The organism is Sphaerisporangium sp. NPDC005289 (genome assembly GCF_040607455.1).
Classification (GTDB): Bacteria; Actinomycetota; Actinomycetes; order Streptosporangiales; family Streptosporangiaceae; genus Sphaerisporangium; species Sphaerisporangium rhizosphaerae.
This window is the reverse complement of sequence record NZ_JBEXGS010000018.1, coordinates 72,900-92,360: the sequence shown is the minus strand read 5'-3', so window position 1 is coordinate 92,360 and position 19,461 is coordinate 72,900. Positions and strand designations below refer to the sequence as shown.

Annotated in this window: 19 protein-coding genes; 9 read left to right on the top strand and 10 right to left on the bottom strand. The window is 72.4% G+C overall.

The features are described 5' to 3' along the window. Positions 1-50: 50 nt before the first annotated feature. Positions 51-812 carry an ABC transporter ATP-binding protein gene (locus ABZT47_RS27870; RefSeq protein ID WP_354848389.1) on the bottom strand — a complete coding sequence of 254 codons (762 nt, stop codon included), beginning with the start codon at positions 810-812 and terminating at the stop codon, positions 51-53. A 5-nt stretch (positions 813-817) separates the two neighbouring features. Continuing rightward, positions 818-1,900: a peptidoglycan-binding protein gene (locus ABZT47_RS27865; RefSeq protein ID WP_354848191.1), complete on the bottom strand. Its 1,083-nt coding sequence runs from the start codon at positions 1,898-1,900 to the stop codon at positions 818-820. A 182-nt stretch (positions 1,901-2,082) separates the two neighbouring features. Here ABZT47_RS27865 and ABZT47_RS27860 point away from each other — a divergent pair, with 182 nt between their 5' ends. Both ABZT47_RS27860 and ABZT47_RS27855 read left to right on the top strand, forming a co-directional pair. Further along, a complete protein-coding gene (locus ABZT47_RS27860) occupies positions 2,083-2,760 on the top strand; it encodes a response regulator transcription factor (RefSeq protein ID WP_354848188.1) in 678 nt (225 codons plus the stop codon). Then, positions 2,757-3,968 carry an ATP-binding protein gene (locus ABZT47_RS27855; protein ID WP_354848185.1) on the top strand — a complete coding sequence of 404 codons (1,212 nt, stop codon included), beginning with the start codon at positions 2,757-2,759 and terminating at the stop codon, positions 3,966-3,968. The genes ABZT47_RS27860 and ABZT47_RS27855 overlap by 4 nt, the downstream gene beginning before the upstream one ends. Positions 3,969-4,077: 109 nt before the next feature. Here ABZT47_RS27855 and ABZT47_RS27850 read toward each other — a convergent pair whose 3' ends face one another. Beyond that, complete coding sequence (locus tag ABZT47_RS27850) at positions 4,078-4,593, bottom strand: hypothetical protein (protein WP_354848182.1); 516 nt, start codon at positions 4,591-4,593, stop codon at positions 4,078-4,080. Between the two features lie 202 nt (positions 4,594-4,795). On the opposite strand from ABZT47_RS27850, the gene ABZT47_RS27845 reads away from it, so the two are divergent. Next, entirely contained in the window at positions 4,796-6,034 is a 1,239-nt protein-coding gene (locus ABZT47_RS27845) for a PP2C family protein-serine/threonine phosphatase (RefSeq protein ID WP_354848179.1), read from the top strand. Between the two features lie 28 nt (positions 6,035-6,062). Here the strand turns inward: ABZT47_RS27845 and ABZT47_RS27840 are convergent, their stop codons facing one another. Both ABZT47_RS27840 and ABZT47_RS27835 read right to left on the bottom strand, forming a co-directional pair. Continuing rightward, positions 6,063-7,010: a hypothetical protein gene (locus tag ABZT47_RS27840; protein WP_354848176.1), complete on the bottom strand. Its 948-nt coding sequence runs from the start codon at positions 7,008-7,010 to the stop codon at positions 6,063-6,065. A gap of 1 nt (position 7,011) precedes the next feature. After that, on the bottom strand, positions 7,012-8,130 hold the full coding sequence (locus ABZT47_RS27835) for an MBL fold metallo-hydrolase (protein WP_354848174.1): 1,119 nt from the start codon (positions 8,128-8,130) through the stop codon (positions 7,012-7,014). A gap of 294 nt (positions 8,131-8,424) precedes the next feature. Here ABZT47_RS27835 and ABZT47_RS27830 point away from each other — a divergent pair, with 294 nt between their 5' ends. Together ABZT47_RS27830 and ABZT47_RS27825 are read left to right on the top strand one after the other, a co-directional pair. Further along, positions 8,425-8,862, top strand: coding sequence for a hypothetical protein (locus ABZT47_RS27830; RefSeq protein ID WP_354848171.1), 438 nt, complete (start codon positions 8,425-8,427; stop codon positions 8,860-8,862). Between the two features lie 160 nt (positions 8,863-9,022). Next, positions 9,023-9,616: a hypothetical protein gene (locus ABZT47_RS27825; protein WP_354848168.1), complete on the top strand. Its 594-nt coding sequence runs from the start codon at positions 9,023-9,025 to the stop codon at positions 9,614-9,616. Between the two features lie 313 nt (positions 9,617-9,929). On the opposite strand, the gene ABZT47_RS27820 is transcribed toward ABZT47_RS27825, so the two are convergent. Then, positions 9,930-11,057, bottom strand: a complete 1,128-nt coding sequence (locus ABZT47_RS27820) for a hypothetical protein (protein WP_354848165.1) — start codon at positions 11,055-11,057, stop codon at positions 9,930-9,932. A gap of 364 nt (positions 11,058-11,421) precedes the next feature. On the opposite strand from ABZT47_RS27820, the gene ABZT47_RS27815 reads away from it, so the two are divergent. Continuing rightward, positions 11,422-12,303 (top strand): hypothetical protein, encoded by an 882-nt coding sequence (locus tag ABZT47_RS27815; protein WP_354848162.1) that lies wholly within the window; start codon positions 11,422-11,424, stop codon positions 12,301-12,303. A 153-nt stretch (positions 12,304-12,456) separates the two neighbouring features. Here ABZT47_RS27815 and ABZT47_RS27810 read toward each other — a convergent pair whose 3' ends face one another. Further along, positions 12,457-13,329 (bottom strand): aldo/keto reductase family oxidoreductase, encoded by an 873-nt coding sequence (locus ABZT47_RS27810; RefSeq protein ID WP_354848159.1) that lies wholly within the window; start codon positions 13,327-13,329, stop codon positions 12,457-12,459. Between the two features lie 168 nt (positions 13,330-13,497). On the opposite strand from ABZT47_RS27810, the gene ABZT47_RS27805 reads away from it, so the two are divergent. After that, positions 13,498-13,902 (top strand): helix-turn-helix domain-containing protein, encoded by a 405-nt coding sequence (locus ABZT47_RS27805; RefSeq protein ID WP_354848156.1) that lies wholly within the window; start codon positions 13,498-13,500, stop codon positions 13,900-13,902. A gap of 232 nt (positions 13,903-14,134) precedes the next feature. Here ABZT47_RS27805 and ABZT47_RS27800 read toward each other — a convergent pair whose 3' ends face one another. The 3 genes from ABZT47_RS27800 to ABZT47_RS27790 form a co-directional block, all read right to left on the bottom strand. Further along, positions 14,135-15,118, bottom strand: a complete 984-nt coding sequence (locus tag ABZT47_RS27800; protein WP_354848153.1) for a clavaminate synthase family protein — start codon at positions 15,116-15,118, stop codon at positions 14,135-14,137. Between the two features lie 110 nt (positions 15,119-15,228). After that, positions 15,229-16,242: a 2,3-diaminopropionate biosynthesis protein SbnB gene (gene sbnB / locus ABZT47_RS27795; protein WP_354848150.1), complete on the bottom strand. Its 1,014-nt coding sequence runs from the start codon at positions 16,240-16,242 to the stop codon at positions 15,229-15,231. Then, positions 16,232-16,939 (bottom strand): aspartate/glutamate racemase family protein, encoded by a 708-nt coding sequence (locus tag ABZT47_RS27790; RefSeq protein WP_354848147.1) that lies wholly within the window; start codon positions 16,937-16,939, stop codon positions 16,232-16,234. The genes sbnB and ABZT47_RS27790 overlap by 11 nt, the downstream gene beginning before the upstream one ends. 112 nt (positions 16,940-17,051) lie before the next feature. On the opposite strand from ABZT47_RS27790, the gene ABZT47_RS27785 reads away from it, so the two are divergent. Continuing rightward, a complete protein-coding gene (locus ABZT47_RS27785; RefSeq protein ID WP_354848144.1) occupies positions 17,052-18,251 on the top strand; it encodes a cytochrome P450 in 1,200 nt (399 codons plus the stop codon). A gap of 11 nt (positions 18,252-18,262) precedes the next feature. Next, a complete protein-coding gene (locus ABZT47_RS27780; protein ID WP_354848141.1) occupies positions 18,263-19,450 on the top strand; it encodes an NAD(P)/FAD-dependent oxidoreductase in 1,188 nt (395 codons plus the stop codon). Positions 19,451-19,461 lie beyond the last annotated feature (11 nt).

The window sequence follows — 19,461 nt, the reverse complement described above, 5'->3', positions numbered from 1 at the left end:
GGTCACGCCGCCCGTCAGGCGCTTCCCTCGGACTCCCGCGGTCGTGCCGTTCATCGGGTGCTCCCTTCGATCTCCCGCGGGGTGGCCGGGCCGCTCATCGGGGGATCGTCGCCGACGCCGGTGCCGGTACGGGCCGGTCGCATCGGCGGTGGACCGTCGTCGGCGGCGATGAGGCCGTCCCGGACGCGTACCCTCCGGGGCGTCCGTTCGGCGACGTCCACGTCGTGGGTGATGATCGCGACAGTGGTGCCGGAGGCGTGCAGGGTGCGCAGGACCTCCAGCACCTCGGCGCCCGCCGCCGAGTCCAGGTTCCCGGTGGGCTCGTCGGCCAGCAGCAGGGGCGGGTCCCCGACGACGGCGCGCGCGACGGCGACCCGCTGCTGCTCCCCGCCGGAGAGCTGGTGGGGCTTGTGCGCGAGCCGGTGCCCGAGTCCCACCCGTTCCAGAGCGGCGGCGGCCCGCTCGCGCCTCTCGCGCAGCGGGCGTCCGCTGTAGAGGGAGCCGTCGGCCACGTTGTCCAGCGCGGTGGTGCCGGGCGCCAGATGGAACTGCTGGAAGACGAACCCCAGGCGGCGGGCGCGCAGCGCGGACAGTTCCCGGTCCGACAGCTCGGCGATCTCGTGGCCGGCGATGCGGACGCTTCCCGAGGTGGGCCGGTCCAGGGTGCCGATCATGTGGAGGAGCGTGGACTTGCCCGACCCGGACGGGCCGACGATGGCCAGCAGCTCGCCCTCCTCGATGACCAGGCTCACCCCGCGCAGGGCCTCCACGTGCCCGCCGTAGACCTTGCGCACGTCGGTGAGCCGGACGATGGCGCTCACTGCTCCGGCACCCCGACCTTCATGCCGGCGGCCAGTCCGGGGCCGGTGATCTCGACCCGTCCGCCGCCGTAGGCCCCGGTCTCCACCGCGACGTAGCGGGAGGACGCGCCCTCGACGACCTCGACGCCGAAGCCGCCCTCGGCCAGGGCGAGCAGCGACTCGACCGGCACCGACAGCACGTCCTTCACCCGCTCGCTCTCCATGTCCACGGTGACCGGCGCCTGGTCGAGCCGGCCGACCTTCCTGGCCGACTTCAGCGTGATGTCGACGTCGATGGTGGCCCCGTCCCCGCCTCCCGGATCGCCTTCCTGGCCGCTGGACCTGGCCACCGTGCCCACCTCGGAGATCGTGCCCTTGACCCGGCGCCCCCCGGGCAGCTCGACGGTCACGGCCGCCCCCTTCCTGGCCATGGCCTGGTAGTCGGTGTCGAGGTCCACGTGGACGGTGCGGCGGGTGGAGGTGACGGCGAGCGCCCGCCTGCCCGGCCCCACGGCGTCGCCGACCTCCACCTCGGCCGAGGAGACCCGCACGGGCCCGTCGAGGAACACGACCTGGGCCGCGTCCACCGCGCCGGTCTCCGGGAGCCCGCGGTCCTCCTGCCACTCCCGTACGGCCTGGTCGGTGGCGTAGGTGAACTCCTCGTCCACGGTCATGTCGTCCCCGTAGCCCAGAGCCCTGAGGTTGGACTCGAGCTGGCGGACGTCGGGCCCGTCGCTCACGCCGCGCCGCATCGTCCGGTACACCGGGACCCGCCCGTACATCAGCACGAGCGGCCTGCGGTCCACCTTGAGCAGCGCGTGGCCGCGGGTGACGGTGCTCCCCTCGGCGGCGACGGCCGTCACGGTGCCGGGCGCGCCCGCGTAGACCTTCCGCTCGCCGGCGTAGGTCAGCGTCCCGTCCACCGAGGATGTGTCCACCAGGTCGCCACGCGTGATCTCGGCCGTGCTCCTCGCCGGCGACGCGGACGGCGACGCCGCGCCGGCGCCGGAGTTCATCACCACAGCCGCCGCGGCCGCCCCGGCCAGGATCGCGGTCACCCCGATCCCGGCCGGCAGGACGCCCAGGCGCCGAGCTCCCATCGATGTTCACCTCCGCGCCGCGGGACCCACGCCCGCGGCATGGGTGGGTTTCTAGTCAGCGGCGGATTAGCGGCGGGTAAGCGCGGCACGGGGCCGGCGGGCTTACCGGTTGCTAACGCCGTCTGAGGCACGCTGGTCAGTCGTCCGTTGTTGCCCGCCAGACCAGCGAAGGGGGACGCGCGATGCGTGTGCTCGTCGTCGAGGACGAGGACGAACTCGCCGACGCCATAGCCCGCGGGCTGCGGCGCAGGGCGATCGCGGTGGACGTGGCCTACGACGGCGCCGAGGCGCTGGAGCGGCTCGGCCACACCGCCTACGACGTGGTCGTCCTCGACCGCGACCTGCCGGAGCTGCACGGGGACGAGGTGTGCCGCCGCCTGGCCGCCGCGGGGGCGTCCGGGCGGGTGCTCATGCTGACCGCCGCCGGGCGGGTGGGCGACCGGGTCGCGGGGCTGTCGCTGGGGGCCGACGACTACCTCACCAAGCCGTTCGCGTTCACCGAGCTGGTCGCGCGGATCCGCGCGCTCGCCCGCCGCACCGCGCCGGAGCGTCCCGCCGTCCTGTCGCGGGCGGGCGTGCGGGTGGACCTGGCGGTCCGCGCGGTCCACCGGGACGGGCGGCCGGTGACGCTGACGCGCAAGGAGTTCGCCGTGCTGGCGGAGCTGGTGCGGGCCGGCGGGGCCGCGGTGACGCCGCGGCGGCTGGTCGCGCGGGCGTGGGACGAGAACGTGGAGTCGGGGACGGGGGCGTTGCGGGTGACCATCACCACCCTGCGCAGGAAGCTGGGAGAGCCGGACGTCATCGAGACCGTGCCGGGGATGGGGTACCGCCTGGCGGGGCGGCCGGGGGGTGAGCGATGATCGCCCGGCGGGCGCGCGGGTGGTGGAGCGGCGTCGGGCTGCGCACCCGGCTCACCATCCTCTACAGCGGCCTGTTCTTCACGGCCGGGACGGCGCTGCTGTGGGTGACGTACCTGCTCACGGCCCGCGCGCTGGAGCGGGAGCTGTTCTTCGGTACCTCCACGCTGCCGCCTGACCTGCCCACCTCGCCGCACAAGCCCATGGTGTTCGCGATGAAGGTGCAGCGCGACGTGCTCGCCCAGGTGGAGCAGGGCAGACAGCAGGTGCTCGGCGACCTGTTCCAGAACTCGGCCATCATCATGCTGGTCGGGGGCGTGCTGGCGATCGTCCTCGGCCATCTGGTGGCCGACCGCGCGCTGCGCCCGCTGCGGCAGGTGACCGAGACGGCCGAGCGGCTCTCGGAGAGCACCCTGCACGAGCGCATCGCCCTCGCCGGCCCACGGGACGACGTCAAGCGGCTCGCCGACACCTTCGACGCCATGCTGGACCGGCTCCAGCGGGCGTTCGACGCGCAGCGGCGGTTCGTGCTGAACGCCTCGCACGAGCTGCGCACCCCGCTGGCGATCAACCGGACGCTGCTGGAGGTGGCCCTGGAGGAGCCGGACGCCTCCGACGACCTGGTGCGCCTGGGCAAGGCGCTGCTGGGCACCAACGCCCGGCACGAACGGCTGATCGAGGGCCTGCTGCTGCTCACCCGGTCGGAGCACGAGCTGGTGGCGCGCAAGCCGGTGGCGGTGGACGAGGTGGCGCTCGGCGTGCTCGAGGGGCTGGAGGCGCTCGCGCGGCGGCGGCGCGTCGCCCTGGAGCGCCGACTGTCCCCGGCGACGGCGGCGGGCGATCCGGTGCTCATCGAGCGGTGCGTGTTCAACCTGGTGGAGAACGGGCTGAAGTACAACGTCAAGGACGGGATGCTGCGGGTCGAGGTGACCGACGATTCCGAAAATATCGTGATCAAGGTGGCTAATACCGGGCCGGTGATCCCCGCCTACGAGGTCGAGGACCTGTTCGAGCCGTTCCACCGGTTGCGCGAGCGCGTCGGCTCGGCGCAGGGCTCCGGTCTCGGGCTCTCGATCGTCCGGGCCATCGTCGCCGCGCACGACGGCCAGGTGGAGGCGGCGCCCCGTCCGGACGGCGGCCTGCTCGTCACCGTGAGCCTGCCCGCCGCCCGCCCCCCGGTCGCGGCCCGCCTCCCCGCAGCCACGAGGTGACCGGCGGGGCGACCCGGCGCGACCGGGCCGCGGTCACCCGACCTGGGCGCCGTCATCCGACCTGGCTGCGGTCACCCGACCTGGCCGTCGTCACCCCGCCCGACCGCGGTCACTCGCCCGGGCCGCCGCCCATGAAGTGCTCGCATGCCTTCTGCGCGGCCTTGGCCTTCTCCTCCCCTCCGCTGCCCGGCTTGGGCATCCTGAGCAGGATGCCCTCGCCGGGCTTGGGGTCGGCCATGTCGACACCGTGCTCGCGCATGCACCGGGCGAAGCGCAGCATGGCGTCCCGGCGCTTCGGGTCGTCCGCGTCCATCCGCTTGCCGCCCTGCATGTACTTCCCGCACACCTTCTGCGCCGCCTCCATCTTGCCCTGCTGCCCCTTGTCGATCTTCATCTGGATGCGGCCGTCCGGATCGGGGTCCTTCATGTCGACCCCGTGCTCGCGCATGCACTGCGCGAACTTCAGCGGGTCGCTGGACGTCGCGGGCGAGGCCGACGCGGCGGGCCCGCCGGAGGCCCCGCCGTCGGCCGAGGCGACGCCCGTCCCCTTCGCCTGCCCCCCGCATCCGGCCAGCGCGAGCACGGGCAGTGACGCCAACACCAAGGTCAGCCGCCGGACAACCATCTCGATCTCCTCCTCGCGTCCCCGGGCCCGGTGCCCGGCCGACGGGACCATGTCTACGGAGCACGGGATTAGCGAGAGGTAAGGGTGACGCGCACCTGCACGTGCGTCATCACTTTCCGTGCCTATGACCACAATTTGCCCGGTATGTCCCATCCGCTGCTCGAGCGGGGGTAAGGCTCTCAGGGAGGACGCAGGGGGCCAGGTGATCGCGAGGAAGCTGTCCGCCGGTGCCGCCGATCTGATGGCCGAACTGATGGAGGCCGGCCACTTCTCGGGCCTGGAGATGCTGCCGGAGCTGCTCGCCGAGCACGCCCCGGGCGCGGGTATGCGCGACATCCTTGTGTACCTGGTCGACCTCCAGCAGGAGAACCTGCACCTGCTCCCCTACCCCGAGGACCAGCCTCTGGGGCCCTGCGAGCTGCGGGTCGACGGCACCCTGGCGGGCAAGGCGTTCCAGCAGCTGCAGGTCCTCCCCAAGACCGGCGAGGACGGCCGTCCCGAGTGGTGGTGGGCGCCCCTGCTGGACGGCACCGAACGCCTCGGGGTGATGCGCGTCAGCGTGGACCAGGAGACCGAGTGGACCCAGGCGGACATCCGCTGCCTGGCCTCGACCGTGGCGCTGCTGGTGGCGAGCAAGAGCGCCCACAGTGACACCTACGCCCGGCTCGTGCGCACTCGCGCGATGAGCGTCACGGCGGAGATGCAGTGGAACCTGATGCCGCCGTTGAGCTTCGCCAACGACGAGGTGGTGATCGCCGCGGCGCTGGAGCCCGCCTACGACATCAGCGGCGACGCCTTCGACTACGGCCTGGCGGGCGACACCCTGCACCTGGCGATGTACGACGCCATGGGCCACGACGCCTCCGCCGGCCTGACCGCGACCCTGGCCGTCGCGGCCTGCCGCAGCCACCGCCACCAGGGCAAGGACCTCGCCTCCACCGTCGAGGCGATCGAGGACGTCCTGATGGAGGAGTTCGGCACCGATGAGCGCTTCGCCACCGCGGTGCTGGCCAACCTGGACGTCCCCAGCGGGCTGCTCACCTGGATCAACTGCGGCCACCATCCACCCGTGCTGATCCGCGACGGGCACTGGGTGGCCACGCTGGACTGCCGGCCGTCCCATCCGCTCGGGCTCTACCTCGGCCTGCCCCTGGTGACGTGCCAGGAGCAGCTCCAGCCCGGCGACCGCGTGCTGCTCTACACCGACGGCATCACCGAGGCCCGCAACGAGCACGGCCAGGAGTTCGGGCTGCCGCGCTTCGTCGACTTCGTCATCCGCAGCGCGATGGACGCCCTGCCCGTACAGGAAACCCTGCGCCGGCTGATCCGCAACGTGCTCACCTACCACGACCAGCGGATGGAGGACGACGCCACCGTCATGCTGGTCGAGTGGCACGGCCCTCGCCACCCCACCCGCGAACGCCCCTCCCTCCTCCCCTGACCGCACCAACCCTGCCCTCACCCGCTGGTCAGGACTCCGCGCGGGCCTCGGCGGCGCGGCGGCGGGCTTCGGCGGCCCGGCGGGTGGCGCGGTCGCGTTCGCGCTCGGCCATGTTCAGCCGCTTGGTGGCCGCCTCCTGGCGTTCGAGTGCCGCGGCGAGCTCGCGGCGCAGCCGGTCGGCCTCCTCGGTGGCGGCCACGTGAGCCCGCTCGGCCTCACCGGCCTCCGTCTCCCATTCGGCGAGGGCGCTCGCGGCCTGCGCGGCCTGGGCCTCGGCCGCCGCCGCCCGCTCTTCCCGCCGGCGGCGCCGCTCCTCTTCCTCCCGCTTCTTGGCCTCCTCGCGGGCCTTGGCCGCCTCGGCCGCCCGCTGGGCCCGATCGCCCTTGGCGGCCGGGGCGCCCTTGGCGGCGCGCCCGCCGGCCGGCGCGGAGTGGCCGGCCTTGCGCCGGTCCGTTCCGGACGGCGCGGCGCCGGCGACGGAGCTCCCCAGAAGCGCGGACAGGTCGTCGGCCGGGCCGAAGCCGACGTGTCTGCGCGGCTGGGCGAGCCGGCCGTGCCGGACCTCCTCGGCCACCGCCGCGTCCATCGTCGCGGCGTGCAGGGTGTCCTCGATCTCGCGCGCGGCCCCCTCGCGCAGCGGACGGCCCGCCTGCTCGGCCAGCGCGTCGACGGTGCGGGCCAGGCGGGCGACCAGCTCGCCGCGCCGCTGGTCCAGCTCGCCGATCTGCCCGCCCTTCCCCCAGGCCGCGCGCAGGTCGGCGCCCAGGTCGAGCAGCTCGTCCAGCTCGTCGGGGGCGTCACGGGCCAGCCGGTTCACCGCCCACGCGGACACCGTGGGGCGCCGCAGCGCGCCGATGCTCTTGGCCAGGCCGGCGTCCCCGGCCTTCTTTGCCTCGGCCGCCAGCCGCTTGCGCGTCTCGACGAAGTCTTCCGGCGCGCCGCCGTACAGCTCGCTCACCGCCTGGGAGAGGTCCACATCACCGCCTTATCAGGGTCTCCCACCAGCCGTCCACCGCCGGCGCGGCGTCGACGTCGACGGTCTCACCGGGCCGAGGCGCCACGATGCGGACGTCACGGGCCTTGGCCTCCCGCCACAGCCGCTCGACGGGCTCCGCCCACGGGTGCAGGGCCAGCGTGAACGTCGCCCAGTGCACGGGAAGCAGCAGACCGCCGCCGAGGTCGACGTGGGCGTTCACCGCCTCCTCGGGGTTCATGTGGATGTCGGGCCATGCGGGGCTGTAGGCGCCGATCGGCATCAGCGTGAGGTCGAACGGCCCGTGCTGGGCGCCGATGCCGGCATACCCCTGGAAGTACCCGGAGTCGCCGGCGTAGAAGACCTTGCGGCGCTCACCGGCGACCGCCCACGAGCCCCACAGCGTCTCGTCGCGGCGGAAGGTCCGCCCGGAGAAGTGCCGGGCCGCCGTCGCGGTGAACCGCAGCCCGGCCACCTCGGCCTCCTCGTCCCAGTCGAGCTCGACGACGCGCTCGGACGGCACTCCCCACTTCTCCAGGTGTGCGCCGATGCCCAGGGGTACGAGGAAGGGCGCGGTGCTCGTGCGGGCCAGCACGCGAACGGTCGCCAGGTCGAGGTGGTCGTAGTGGTCGTGCGAGATGGCGATCGCGTCGAGGGACGGGAGCGAGCCGAGGCCGACCGGCGCCGGGTGCAGCCGCTTCGGCCCCACGAGCTGGGAGGGCGAGACCCGCCTGCTCCACACCGGGTCGAACAGGACCCGCCGTCCCTCGATCTCGACCAGCGTCGAGGCGTGGCCGTACCAGACGACCCGCAGCCCGTCGGGGGTGGGCGGCTCGGCCGACGGCGTCAGGAGCGGGACCTCCCCCGGCGGACGGCGCCGCTCGGCGCCGGTGAGCAGCTCACGGAGCATGCCCGGCGGCGGCCCGGCCGGCACCTTCGTCGGTCCGGGCATCGGGTTGACGAAGACGCCGTCCGCGAACCGCGCCGAGGCGCGCATGCGGGCGGCGCGGCGCGCGCCGGAGCGCAGTGGGCGGGCGCCGAGCTCCGCCGGGACGTCCCGCAGCGCCCAGCCGGCCGCCGCCACCGCCGCGGCGGCCGTCAACCTCGTCGTGGTCCGTCCCATCACCGTTCACGCTCCCCGCGTCTCAGTCGTCCACACAGCCGAACTCCTTCCGGCCGGTCCGGTGTTCCCGCCGCTCCCGAAGGCCGCCAGGTGACCGTACCGATGGTCGCGTACAGGCCCGCCCAACGCCGTCGCCACCCATCGCGGCGGCGACAAAGAGCGTCCAAAGACACACGTGTCGTGAGCATTCCGGCACAGGGCGTGGCCGGCGACGGGGTAGGGAGCCTGACGTCGCCGATGTCCGGTCCGGGGAACGCCCGCCGCCGGACGGACCTGGAGAGGCAGGTGCGCCCGATGGCCCTTCACCGCACGCAGAGCCGGCCCGCCGGAACGAACGGCCCCCCGGACCATGCCCCCGCCCACGTCCACGTCCCCGTCCGCGTCCGCGTGCCGGGGGCGGTGCTGCTGGGTGTCCTGGCCGGCGCGCTGATCGCGGTCGCCGCGCCCTCGGCCGCCGGAGCCGAGGCGACGGCCGCGCCCCGAGGCGGCGCCGCTGTGCTCAGGGGCGGCGACCGGGGGCCGATCCACATGACGGCGGGCAACGGCCGGCGCAACAACACCTACGCCGCCATCTACAGCCCTACGGTGGTCCGCGGCCAGCAGCAGGTGACCAACACCATCACCGGCGGATACTCGCGCACGCAGACGGCTCTGTGCACGCACCAGCGCGTCTGCGTCATCAAGCAGCGAAACCGCGCCACGCACCGCGGTTGGCACCGTCCAAGGCAATGATCCGGCAATGACCCGCTCGCGCCGTTCGCGGCGGACCCGCCCGCCGTGCCGCCCGGAGTTACGCTGACCGGGCCGGTCCTGATCCAGACCTGGCCGCCCGGGCTGCGGGCGAGGCATCAGGGGGCGGAAGATGACGCGTCGGCACCGCGGCCGAGTCCGCATGGCAGGCCACCTCGCCGTGTGGCTGCTCGCGGGGGCCTCCGCCCCGATGATCCTGGTCGTCACCTCGCCCGCCGCGACGGCCGACGCCGACACGGGCCGGACGTCGAGCAGGCCCCACCACACCCGTACGCACGCCCAGACCCGCGAGCATGCGCGGCCGGCGACCGGGGAGCGAGGCCGCGCACGGGCGCACGGGCACGGCCGGTCCGGCGGCGGCACGCTCGCCCGCGCGGCCAGGGGCGGTCATCCGCGCGGCGACGGCGACGGCGACGACTCGGTGCCCACCGTCCTGAAGGCCGGGAACGGCACGCGGAACCAGAGCATCACCGAGGTGAGCAGCCCCACCGTCAACAAGGGCATCCAGCACACCTCGGCCGAGACCCTGAGCGGTGCGACCGGCATCCAGAACGCGCTGTGCAAGAACGCCAAGGTGTGCAACATCCATCTGAAGGTCATCATCATCAACCCCGGCCGGTCGCAGAAGGGCAAGAAGGCGAGGTCCGCCGACGTCACGACGACCGACGACTCCTCGGACGGGGTGACCGCCCGCCAGAACGCCGCCGAGGAGGACGACGACTGCTGCTGCGACTGACCGGCCGCAACCGCAGCTCGACAGGACCCCCGGCTCTTCCGGCCCACCGACCCACCGACCCACCGACCCACCGATGGCATCGGCGCGACCGGCTCATCCGTTCGACCGGCCGCCGGTCGGCTCACCCGCGACATCGGCCGACCCGGCTCCTCTGGACGACCGGCCCAGCGGGCGGCGCATCGGCCCACCGGCTCGGCGGGGCGGGCGTGGAGCGGCCGCGGCACGGAGGTCGTGCCGCGGCCGCGGGGGCGGACGCCCGTCAGTGTGAACCGCTCAGCGGACGCGAGCGCGGACGCCCGTCAGTGTGAACGGCTCAGGGGGTCGGGGTGACGGTCACCGTCTGGGTCACCGTCGGATCGGCCGTCGGGTCGGCCGTCGGGGTCTCGGTGGGCAGGGTCGGCTCGGTCGTCGGGGTCACGGTCGGCGTGGGGGTCGGAGTCTCGGTCGGCGTCTCGGTCGGAGTCGGCGTGGGACAGGACGCGGGAGCGCGCCACTTGGCCTGACCCGGCCACCAGTAAGTGCTGGGCTTCCAGCCCTTGCCCGGCCAGTACCTCTTGTTCGGACGCGAGAGGTCCACGATGTACCCGGCCGTCGCGGACAGCTCCGGGGCGGCGGTCGCGGTCTCCCCCTGAGGCGCGACCGGCTCGCTCTGCCCCTCGGGCGCGGGCGTCACCGTTCCTTCGGGCGTGGCGGTCACGGAACCCTCGGGCGTGGGCGTCACCGAGCCCTCAGGGGCGGGCGTGACCGAGCCCTCGGGAGTGGGGGTGACGGAGCCCTCGGGAGTGGGAGTGACGGAGCCCTCCGGGGTGGGCGTGACCGAACCCTCCGGAGTGGGGGTCACGGAACCTTCGGGCGTGGGCGTCGGGCTCGGCGGGACGGGAGTGGTGTCGTCACCCTGCGGCACGGCCGTCAGCGCGACCCAGTCGCCCTGCTTGATCACGCTGTCGCCGCGACGGCCGGAGACGACGCGGGTGGCGTCGATGATCGAGTACGCCTTTTCGTAGCCGTCCTGGCTGCGCACGGTGATCGCGTCCTCGGACACGGAGGTCGCCCGGCCGGTCTGGGTGAGCAGGGTGACGGTGGTGCAGCGGTCCTTGGACGGGATGACGAATTCGCCGTGCAGGGTGCCGACGAACGCCCACGGGGCCACGTGCGGCACGGAGACGGCCGGCGTCTCGGCCGGGGGCGGAGGGACGGCGGGCGACGGGGTGCCGGTGGGGACGTCCGTGGGCGGCACGGTCGGGGTGTCGGTGAGCGTGGGGGTGGGGCTGGGGGTCTCGGAGGGAGGCGGCGTGGGGGACGCGGCCGAAGCGGCGGCCATCCCGACGCCTCCCGACGTCACGAGCATGACGGCGGCGGCGAGGATGGGCGGTCCCGAGAGGCGCCAGCGCGGCCCGCCTGATCCGATCTTGTGAGGCTTGTCAGGGTTGGTGGGCGTCACCGTGATCCTCCATTGGCTTGTCTGGTCAGCCCGCCGCGAACGGCGACGAGATGACAGGGCCGTTCTGCCTTACCCCCTCTAGAACGGCCCTCACGCCCTCCCGGCTCGATTGTGGGACGCGGAAAACGGCGGATCCCCCTACCCGCCCGGCCCTGTGGCCCCCGCCACCCCCCGCCCTCCACCGCCGCCCGCCCCCGCCCCACGGCAGCTCGAACAACGATTTCCAGCGATCCCGAACCCACCTGCCACCACCCCGCCCCGACCCCGAATCCCCCGCCAAAAAATTTCGTGCACATTTCCGGACAACCCAGCTCCTTCACTCCCCGTCCTCTCTTCACCTCCCACCGTCACCTCAGGAGCCCCCGTGCGTCCGTCCTCGGTCCTCCCCCTCGCCGTCCTGATCGGCGGCCCGCTCCTCCTCTGTGCCGCCGCCCACGCCGACGCCACCGGAGCGCGGCATGGCAGGGCCGTCCTCACCGACGTCGTGCAGTACCACTGCGCCTCCGGCCCAACAGGGGCGCAGCCGCAGGACGTCAGGGTGCGGGTCGAGCTGACCATGCCCACCGGCGTGGTGACGGACCGGCAGGTGACCATCGGCTGGCACGGCATCTACGTCGGCGAGCCCTTGCGGGCCCCCGCCACCGGCCTTCCGCCGGGCACCGCTCTGTGGGCGTACGCGTCGATCAGCAAGCTGCCTCCGGTGACATCCGGCACGGGCTCGGAGTCCCTCGGCGCCGAGATCAGTGCCGGCGAGGCCGTCCCGCTGCCGGCAGTGGCGATCAAGACGACGCTGAGGACCGCGGGAAGGGCCGAGGTCAGGCCGGGTGCCATCAATGTTGGTCCCGAGGACAGCGACCGGGTGATCAAGTGTGAGGTGACCAACAAGGACGACCTCACCGCCTATCCCCTGACGGTCACCAGCGACACCGGTACGGGCCGGCCCACCCCGACTGCCACTCCTACACCGACTCCGACGCCCACTCCGACTGCCACGCCCATCCCCACACCCACTCCCACCTCCACGTTCACCGATACAGAGACGGAGAACGAGGACGAGAGCGCCGCCACGGAGGCTCCGGGCGCGGACAGGAGCGGGAAGGTGACCAGGATCCCGGCGGGCGCCGCCGACACCGGGGGCGGGGGGCTGGCCGGACTCGACGGGCGGGTGCTGGTGGGGGTGGGCCTGCTGGTCGTGCTCGCCGCCGGAGCGGGCCTCCGTTCACGGCGGGACTCGAACAACGGTTGACCATACGGCCATCACGACTCTGCACGATCGAGGGTGTAGTGCTACTGCACCGGTGACGACGGATCGTGACCAGCATCAGGTCGGTGCAAGCGAAACCTGCGTCAGGAGGAGCGACATGCCAGTCGCCAGACCCGGGCGCGGCCTGCATGGCGTTCAGCGGCCGATACTCTCCAGTTCGGCCAAGTCCTCATCGGAGAGGGAGAGTCCAGCGCCGACGATGTTCTCGCTCAGATGGACTGTCGATGATGTGCCGGGGATGAGCAGGATGTTCGGTGAGCGCTGCAACAGCCAGGCCAACGCGACCGACATCGGCGTCGCCCCAAGCCGGACCGCGACCCCCGAGAGTTCATCGGATTGTAGCGGCGTGAAGCCCCCCAGCGGGAAGAACGGCACGTAGGCGATGCCATCGGCGGCGAGCCTGTCAATGAGGTCGTCATCGTGGCGGTGGGCGAGGTTGTACATGTTCTGCACGCAGACGATCGGGGCGATACCGCGGGCCTCGGCCACCTGCTCGGTGGTGACGTTGCTGACCCCGAGGTGACGGATCAGACCCTCTCGCTGGAGTTCGACGAGCGTCTCGAACGCCTCGGCGAGCGAACCAGGCTTGGGGCCTTCGGCATCACCCATGCGCATGTTGACCAAATCGAGAGTCTCGACCCCGAGAGACTGGAGGTTCTCGTGGACCTGCTTGCGCAGATCTTCGGGTCGCCGGGCCGTGGGCCAGCCGCCTTGCGCATCTCGGTTCGCCCCAACCTTGGTGGCGATGAACAACGACTCCGGATAGGGATGCAGCGCCGCACGGATCAGCTCGTTGGTGACACGCGGTCCGTACGCGTCGCTGGTATCAATGTGGGTGATACCGGCCGCGACGACCTCGCGCAATACTGCCAGGGCGCCATCGTGGTCAGCGGGAGGCCCCATGACCCACGGGCCGGCGAGTTGCATCGCGCCGTAACCGAACCGGGTGATGGTCGAGTTGCCCAGCGTCCAGGTGCCGCCGGGAAGTGATGTGGTCGGCGCGATCATCGTTGTGCCTTTCGCTTGTCGCCGTGGGTGGCCGTCTTCAGCCTCCCTGGGCGAGTATTGGATAGTTACTTCCCACAGGGAAGTAGGCACTCTGAAGTGCGTAACTCTCCCACAGGCGAAAGGCGATCAGTGAAGCCAGCGAAGGCCGCCCAGAGAGCGCAGGCCAAGATGGAGTACAACGCGTTCCTGGCGGCATGCCCCAGCCGCCGGCTCCTCGACCGGATCTCGGACAAGTGGGTCGTGCTGATCCTGTGCGCACTTGGCGGCGACACAGCAGACAAATCTGACCAGCCTGGTGCATCGGATGCCGCACGAGCGATGCGCTACTCCGAGATCTCCCGCCTGCTTGCGGGAGTCAGCCAGAAGATGCTGACCCAGACTCTACGAGCACTCGAACGCGACGGCCTACTCACCCGCACCGTAACGCCAACCGTCCCCGTCACCGTCACCTACGAGTTGACCGACCTCGGCCTCTCGCTCCACCACCTGACACGCCACCTCAGGCACTGGGCGCAGACCCACATGGACCAGGTCATTACCAACCGCGAGAAGCACGACGCTCGCACTTCATGACTGACACAGCCAACCGTCCGATACCGCCACGCTCTCAGGCGGCACACCCTCGATTGCGATGACCGTCATCACCGCACCGTCCGGACACCGGCCACCGCCGTCCACGCGAGAAGGGCCATGGCCACGTCATGTGAGAACGGCCCGTCGTCGGCGCGGGTGGGCGGTGTGCGGGGTTGGGCACGGGGACGGCCCGTCCCCGTGGGTGGGGACGGGCCGGGTGGCAGTCCGTGGATCAGGCGATGATGTGGCCGTCGTTGGGGCGGTCTATGCGGGAGCGGCGGAAGTCGCGCAGGACGAACGTGCGCTGGAGCCAGCGGTCGGCGCCGTCGTAGCGGGGGCGGAACGCGGTTCGCCCGTGCATGGTGACCCGGTTGTCGACGATCGCCAGGTCGCCGGGGTTGAGGACGACGGTGTGGGCGACCCGCTCGCACAGCTCCCCCAGCTCGGCCAGCGCCCGCTCGGCCTCGGGGCTGAGGGCCTTGGTCGCGGCGAAGTCGACGCGGATGTCGGGGTCCTCCGGCGCGCCCGACAGCACCGCGTGCGGGGCGGTGCTCTGGCCGGTGCCGAACGAGGGCGGCGCGGCCGTCACGAAGTCCGGACTGCTCAGCGCCGTCCTGGCCGCCGGGCTGAGCAGCGGCGTGATCTCCCGGATGCTCGCCGTGCGCAGGCCGGCGACGCGGTCGCGGTCGGCGCGCAGGCACAGGAGCATGACGAAGTCCGGCCGGTAGGGGTGGAAGGCGTTCTCGTTGTGGAAGCTGAGCAGCACCGAACCGGCGTTGCCCTGGAACTCCTCCTTGCCGCGCACCGGTACGACGTCCTGTACCAGGGCGCCGGACTTCTCGGCGCGGAAGGCCACGGGCTCGCCCAGCTCGGCGGCGATCAGCATGAGGAGCAGGGCGGGAACGGTGCCGAACCGCTGCACCGAGGTGCCGGTCCCGGGCGTGCAGGGCAGCGACGCCTCGTCGATGGGCAGGTTGTGGATGAGCGCGGCGCCGCGCTCCCCGGACTCGCGCAGGAAGCCGCGCAGCATCCCGCGCAGGGAGGCGGGCATCAGCATGGACGCCCGGCGGCAGGCGGCGATCATCTCCGCGTCGTCGATGCGGCCGCCCGGGACCTGACGGATCACCGTCCGGGCGATGGTCACCAATTCGTCGGCGTCCGTGGCGCTCAGCCGGAGACCCCCGGTGGCGCTTTCGGCCGTTGCCAGAACTGTCAACTGACTCTCCTAAGAACAGCGGCGGAGCGACTCGTGAAGCGTATTGAGCCGGTTTATGCGGGCGAAATTCGCCCGATTTGGCACAGAGCCGGTTTCACACAAGGCTGGTTTCACACAAAGAAGTCGGGCACGACGGACAGGTCGCCGGAGTGACCGGCGGCCTGGTGGACGAACCGCCCGACGGCGAGGTCGAGCACGCCCAGCCCGAACGGCGAGAAGATCAGTGGCCGGTCGCGGCGGACCGTCACCGCGCCGGTCATGACGTCGTAGAGGGTCCCGTCCACGAAGTCCCGCCCGCCGGTCAGCTGCTGGGCCAGATCCAGGGAGGTGCCGGCGCGCAGGCAGTGGTCGACGTCGTCCACGACGTTGGCGGCGTCCTTGACGATCTCGGGCGCGAGGTCGCGGAGCGACACGTGCAGGACGAGCGGGTTGTGGGCCAGCAGGGCGGGGTCGGTCACGTGCGGCGTGCCGGCGACGGTGGCGAACACCACCAGGTCGCAGGCGCGGAGCAGGTCCTCGGGACGGTCGTGCACCACGGCGTCCTGGCCGGCGGCGGCCAGGTCGGCCGCGAAGCCGGCGGCGCGCTCGGGCACCAGGTCGTGCACGCCGACACTGTCGAAGCTCCAGCCGGTGGCGGCGAAGTAGGAGTGGATCGTGCGGGCGATCAGCCCGGTGCCGAAGAACCCGGCGCGCACCGGCCGCCGCCCTCCGCGCGTGAGACGGTCGGCCGCCAGGACGGCCGAGGCCGCGGTGCGCGCCGCGCTGATGAGGGAGGCCTCCAGGCAGGCGTACGGGTAGCCGGTCTCGGGGTCGTTGAGGATGAGCACGCCGGACGCGCGCGGGATGCCGCGTGCCACGTTCGCGGGGAAGCTGGAGATCCACTTGAGCCCGTCGACGGCGTCCTGCCCGCCCACGGACGCGGGCAGCGCGATGATCCGCCCGGTGGGCCGGTCGGGGAAGCGCAGGAAGTATGACGGCGGGTTGACGGTGCGGCCCTCGCCGTGGAGGCGGTAGGCCTCCTCGACCAGTTCGACCACCTGCTTCTCCCGGCCGGCCAGCACGCGGCGCACGGCGGCTCCGGGCAGCACGCCGAAGGGGGGCGGGCCGAGCTTCTCATCCGGCATGCTGGAGGTCCTTCCGATAGGGGGCCTGGATGGTGCGGGCGAACGCGCGCAACGCGTCGACCACGTTCGCCTCGCCGAGCAGAGCTGCGAGCCCGCCTGACACCAGGTGGAACTCGGTGCAGCCGAGGACGACGCCCGTGCAGCCGTAGCGGACGCGCAGGCGGTCGACGGCCGGCGCGACGTCGGGCAGCGCGCCGTTGCGCTTCATCCGGTACACCATGCGGTGCACCAGCTCCTGGTCCCGCTCTCCGAGCAGGGCCACCCGGCCGGCGACGCGGTCCCACAGCGGCGCGCTCTGGAAGATGCGCGCCCGCCGCGTCCCCTCGGTGCACAGCAGCAGGAACCTGCCCTCCGCGCGGTCCAGCTCGTCGATCGTCAGATCCACCAGGGAGGTCAGCCGCGCCCGGAGCAGCGGGTCGACCAGCGGGAGGAAGTGGTGGGCGGTGAAGCAGGCCATGACGAGCCGGTCGGCGCCGCGCGCGAGCAGGTCGCCGAGCCGGGCGTCGAGGCGGCGGGCGATCTCCTGCGCGCCCGGGCCGTCCACGGCCTCGGTGCGGTCGGGAAAGCCGGGGTCGGAGTCCACGAGCACCCGGGGCATGTCCTGTTCGCGGGAGCGGAGATTGGCGTGGTAGAGCGTCTTCAGAAACTCGGCCGAGGCGAGCGGACCCATCCCACCGAGCACACCGAGAACATCCATTGGCACAAACTATGGCCACCGGTTATCAGCCCGATATCAAACGGATTCCCGATATCCAGGTGATAAGCGGCTCGGGCATATTCGGCGGGGACGACAGAATGGAGTCCGCCAAATGACCGAGGTCATGATCGACGCCGTTCCGCTCGCGGACGGCGGAACCGAGCTGTTCGACTGGATGGCGCGCATGCGGGACCACCATCCCGTGTGGCGCGAGGGCGACGGCGCCTACCACGTCTTCCGCTACGCGGACGTGGAGCGCGTGCTGACCGACCACGCCGCCTTCTCCAACGACATCAGCCGCATCAACCCCGAGCTGGCCGAGATCAGCCAGGGGAACATCAACTCGATGGACCCGCCCGGGCACACCAAGCTGCGCCGCCTGGTCAGCAAGGCGTTCACCCCCCGGACGGTCGGCGCGCTCGCGCCCCGCATCGCCTCCCTGGCCGATGAGCTGCTGGAGGAGGTGACGGCTGAGGAGTTCGACCTGGTCGACGCGCTGACCTTCCCGCTCCCGGTGATCGTGATCTCCGAGCTGCTCGGCGTGCCGGCCTCCGACCGGCACCTGTTCCGCACGTGGATCAACCGCATGCTGAACGCGCAGAGCATGACCGCCCGCGAGGGCATCACCTCCGAGTCGCCCGAGTACGCCGACCTGCTCGAACAGGTCACCAAGGACATGGCCGACTACCTGCTCCAGCACTGCCGCGACCGGCGGCTGAACCCTAGGGACGACCTGATCAGCGCGCTGTGCACGGCCGAGGTGGACGGCGAGCGGCTCTCGGAGGACGAGGTCGTCAAGTTCGCCGACATCGTGTTCATGGCGGGCAGCGTCACCACGACGCTGCTGCTGGGCAGCTCCGTGCTGTGCCTGGACGCCCACCCGGAGGCGATGGCCGCCGTCCGCCGCGACGCCGCGCTGATCCCCCCGGCGATCGAGGAGGTGCTGCGCTACCGCGCGCCCTTCACCACCGCCAGCAGGATCACCGCCGCGGAGGTGGAGCTCGGCGGGGTGACCATCCCGGAGAACCGCGTGGTCACGCCGTGGCTGATGTCGGCCAACCACGACGAGCGCCGCATCGCCGACCCGGGGCGCTTCGACATCCGCCGCGACCCGAACCCGCACCTGGCCTTCAGCCACGGCATCCACTTCTGCATCGGCGCGCCGCTGGCCCGTCTGGAGGCCAAAATCGCGCTGGAGGCGCTGCTGCGCCGCTTCCCCTCGCTGGAGGTGGACCGGAGCGTGGAGATCGGTTACCACGAGCGGGGCATGTGGGGGCCGAAGAACCTGCCCGTCATCGCCCGGCCGAACTAGAGGGGCGGGGCATGTACGACGTGATCGTGGTCGGCGCCCGCTGCGCGGGGTCGCCGGCCGCCATGCTGCTGGCGCGGGCCGGGTACCGGGTGCTGCTTCTGGACAAGGCCCGCTTCCCCCGCGACAAGCTGTCCACGCACTACCTCCACCAGCCGGGCGTGGCGAAGCTCGGCCAGTGGGGCGTGCTGGACGCCGTGGTGGCGACCGGCTGCCCGCCCATCGACGGCATCGTGTACCAGGTGGAGGACGTGCGGCTGGAAGGCTGCTCGTGGGGGGTGGACGGCTACCGCACGGCCTACGCGCCGCGCCGTCACCGCCTGGACCCGGTCCTGGCCGACGCCGCCGTCGCCGCCGGGGTGGAGTTCCGGCAGGGATGCCAGGTGGAGGGGCTGCTGTCCGACGGCGACCGCGTCGCCGGCGTGCGGGTCAAGACGGCGCAGGGCCGGTTCGAGGAGCGGGCGAGGCTGGTCATCGGCGCCGACGGCATGCGCTCCACGGTCGCGGCGCTGACCGGCGCGCGCACGATGGTGGAGGACGCCCCGAGGTCGTGTGTGTACTTCAGCTACTTCGAGGACCTGCCGGCCACGTTCGAGGTGTACCAGCGGCCCCGCCGCCTGGTCGGCACGGTGCCCACCAACGACGGGCGCACGCTGGTCGGGGCGTACTTCCCGCAGGCGGAGTTCGAGCGCATCCGCGGGGACGCCATGACGGCCTACCTGGACAGCGTCCGCACGACCGCGCCCGAGGTGCACGAGCGGATGCGCTCGGCCACCCGGGCGGAGCGGCTGTACGGGACCGGCGACCAGCGCAACTTCTTCCGCCAGGCGGCCGGCCCCGGGTGGGTGCTGCTGGGGGACGCGGGCTACCACAAGGACTCGATCGGCAACAGCGGCATCACCGACGCCTTCCTCCAGGTGCAGATGCTGGTGGACCGGATCGGCGCCGACCTCGGCGACCCGGTGCGGCTGGACGCCGCGCTGGCGCGGTTCGGCGAGGACCGCGACGAGCACTTCACGGGCGTCTACCACGGCACGCTGAGGGCCGCCGAACTGGAGATCCAGCCGGAACGGGTCACCATGCTGCGCGCCATCGCCGGCCGCCAGGACCTGGTGGACCACTACTTCTCCACCCTGTCCGGCGCCTGCGAGATCGACGACTTCTACACCGACGACCTCTTCGACGCCCTGGCCCTCGCCTGAGCGGCCGGAGG

Coding starts and splice junctions, on each gene's coding strand:
- ABZT47_RS27865 (WP_354848191.1), bottom strand. CDS start 1,900: ATGGGAGCTCGGCGCCTGGGCGTCCTGCCGGCCGGGATCGGGGTGACC.
- ABZT47_RS27860 (WP_354848188.1), top strand. CDS start 2,083: ATGCGTGTGCTCGTCGTCGAGGACGAGGACGAACTCGCCGACGCCATA.
- ABZT47_RS27855 (WP_354848185.1), top strand. CDS start 2,757: ATGATCGCCCGGCGGGCGCGCGGGTGGTGGAGCGGCGTCGGGCTGCGC.
- ABZT47_RS27850 (WP_354848182.1), bottom strand. CDS start 4,593: ATGGTTGTCCGGCGGCTGACCTTGGTGTTGGCGTCACTGCCCGTGCTC.
- ABZT47_RS27835 (WP_354848174.1), bottom strand. CDS start 8,130: ATGGGACGGACCACGACGAGGTTGACGGCCGCCGCGGCGGTGGCGGCG.
- ABZT47_RS27830 (WP_354848171.1), top strand. CDS start 8,425: ATGGCCCTTCACCGCACGCAGAGCCGGCCCGCCGGAACGAACGGCCCC.
- ABZT47_RS27825 (WP_354848168.1), top strand. CDS start 9,023: ATGGCAGGCCACCTCGCCGTGTGGCTGCTCGCGGGGGCCTCCGCCCCG.
- ABZT47_RS27810 (WP_354848159.1), bottom strand. CDS start 13,329: ATGATCGCGCCGACCACATCACTTCCCGGCGGCACCTGGACGCTGGGC.
- ABZT47_RS27805 (WP_354848156.1), top strand. CDS start 13,498: ATGGAGTACAACGCGTTCCTGGCGGCATGCCCCAGCCGCCGGCTCCTC.
- sbnB (WP_354848150.1), bottom strand. CDS start 16,242: ATGCCGGATGAGAAGCTCGGCCCGCCCCCCTTCGGCGTGCTGCCCGGA.
- ABZT47_RS27790 (WP_354848147.1), bottom strand. CDS start 16,939: ATGGATGTTCTCGGTGTGCTCGGTGGGATGGGTCCGCTCGCCTCGGCC.
- ABZT47_RS27785 (WP_354848144.1), top strand. CDS start 17,052: ATGACCGAGGTCATGATCGACGCCGTTCCGCTCGCGGACGGCGGAACC.
- ABZT47_RS27780 (WP_354848141.1), top strand. CDS start 18,263: ATGTACGACGTGATCGTGGTCGGCGCCCGCTGCGCGGGGTCGCCGGCC.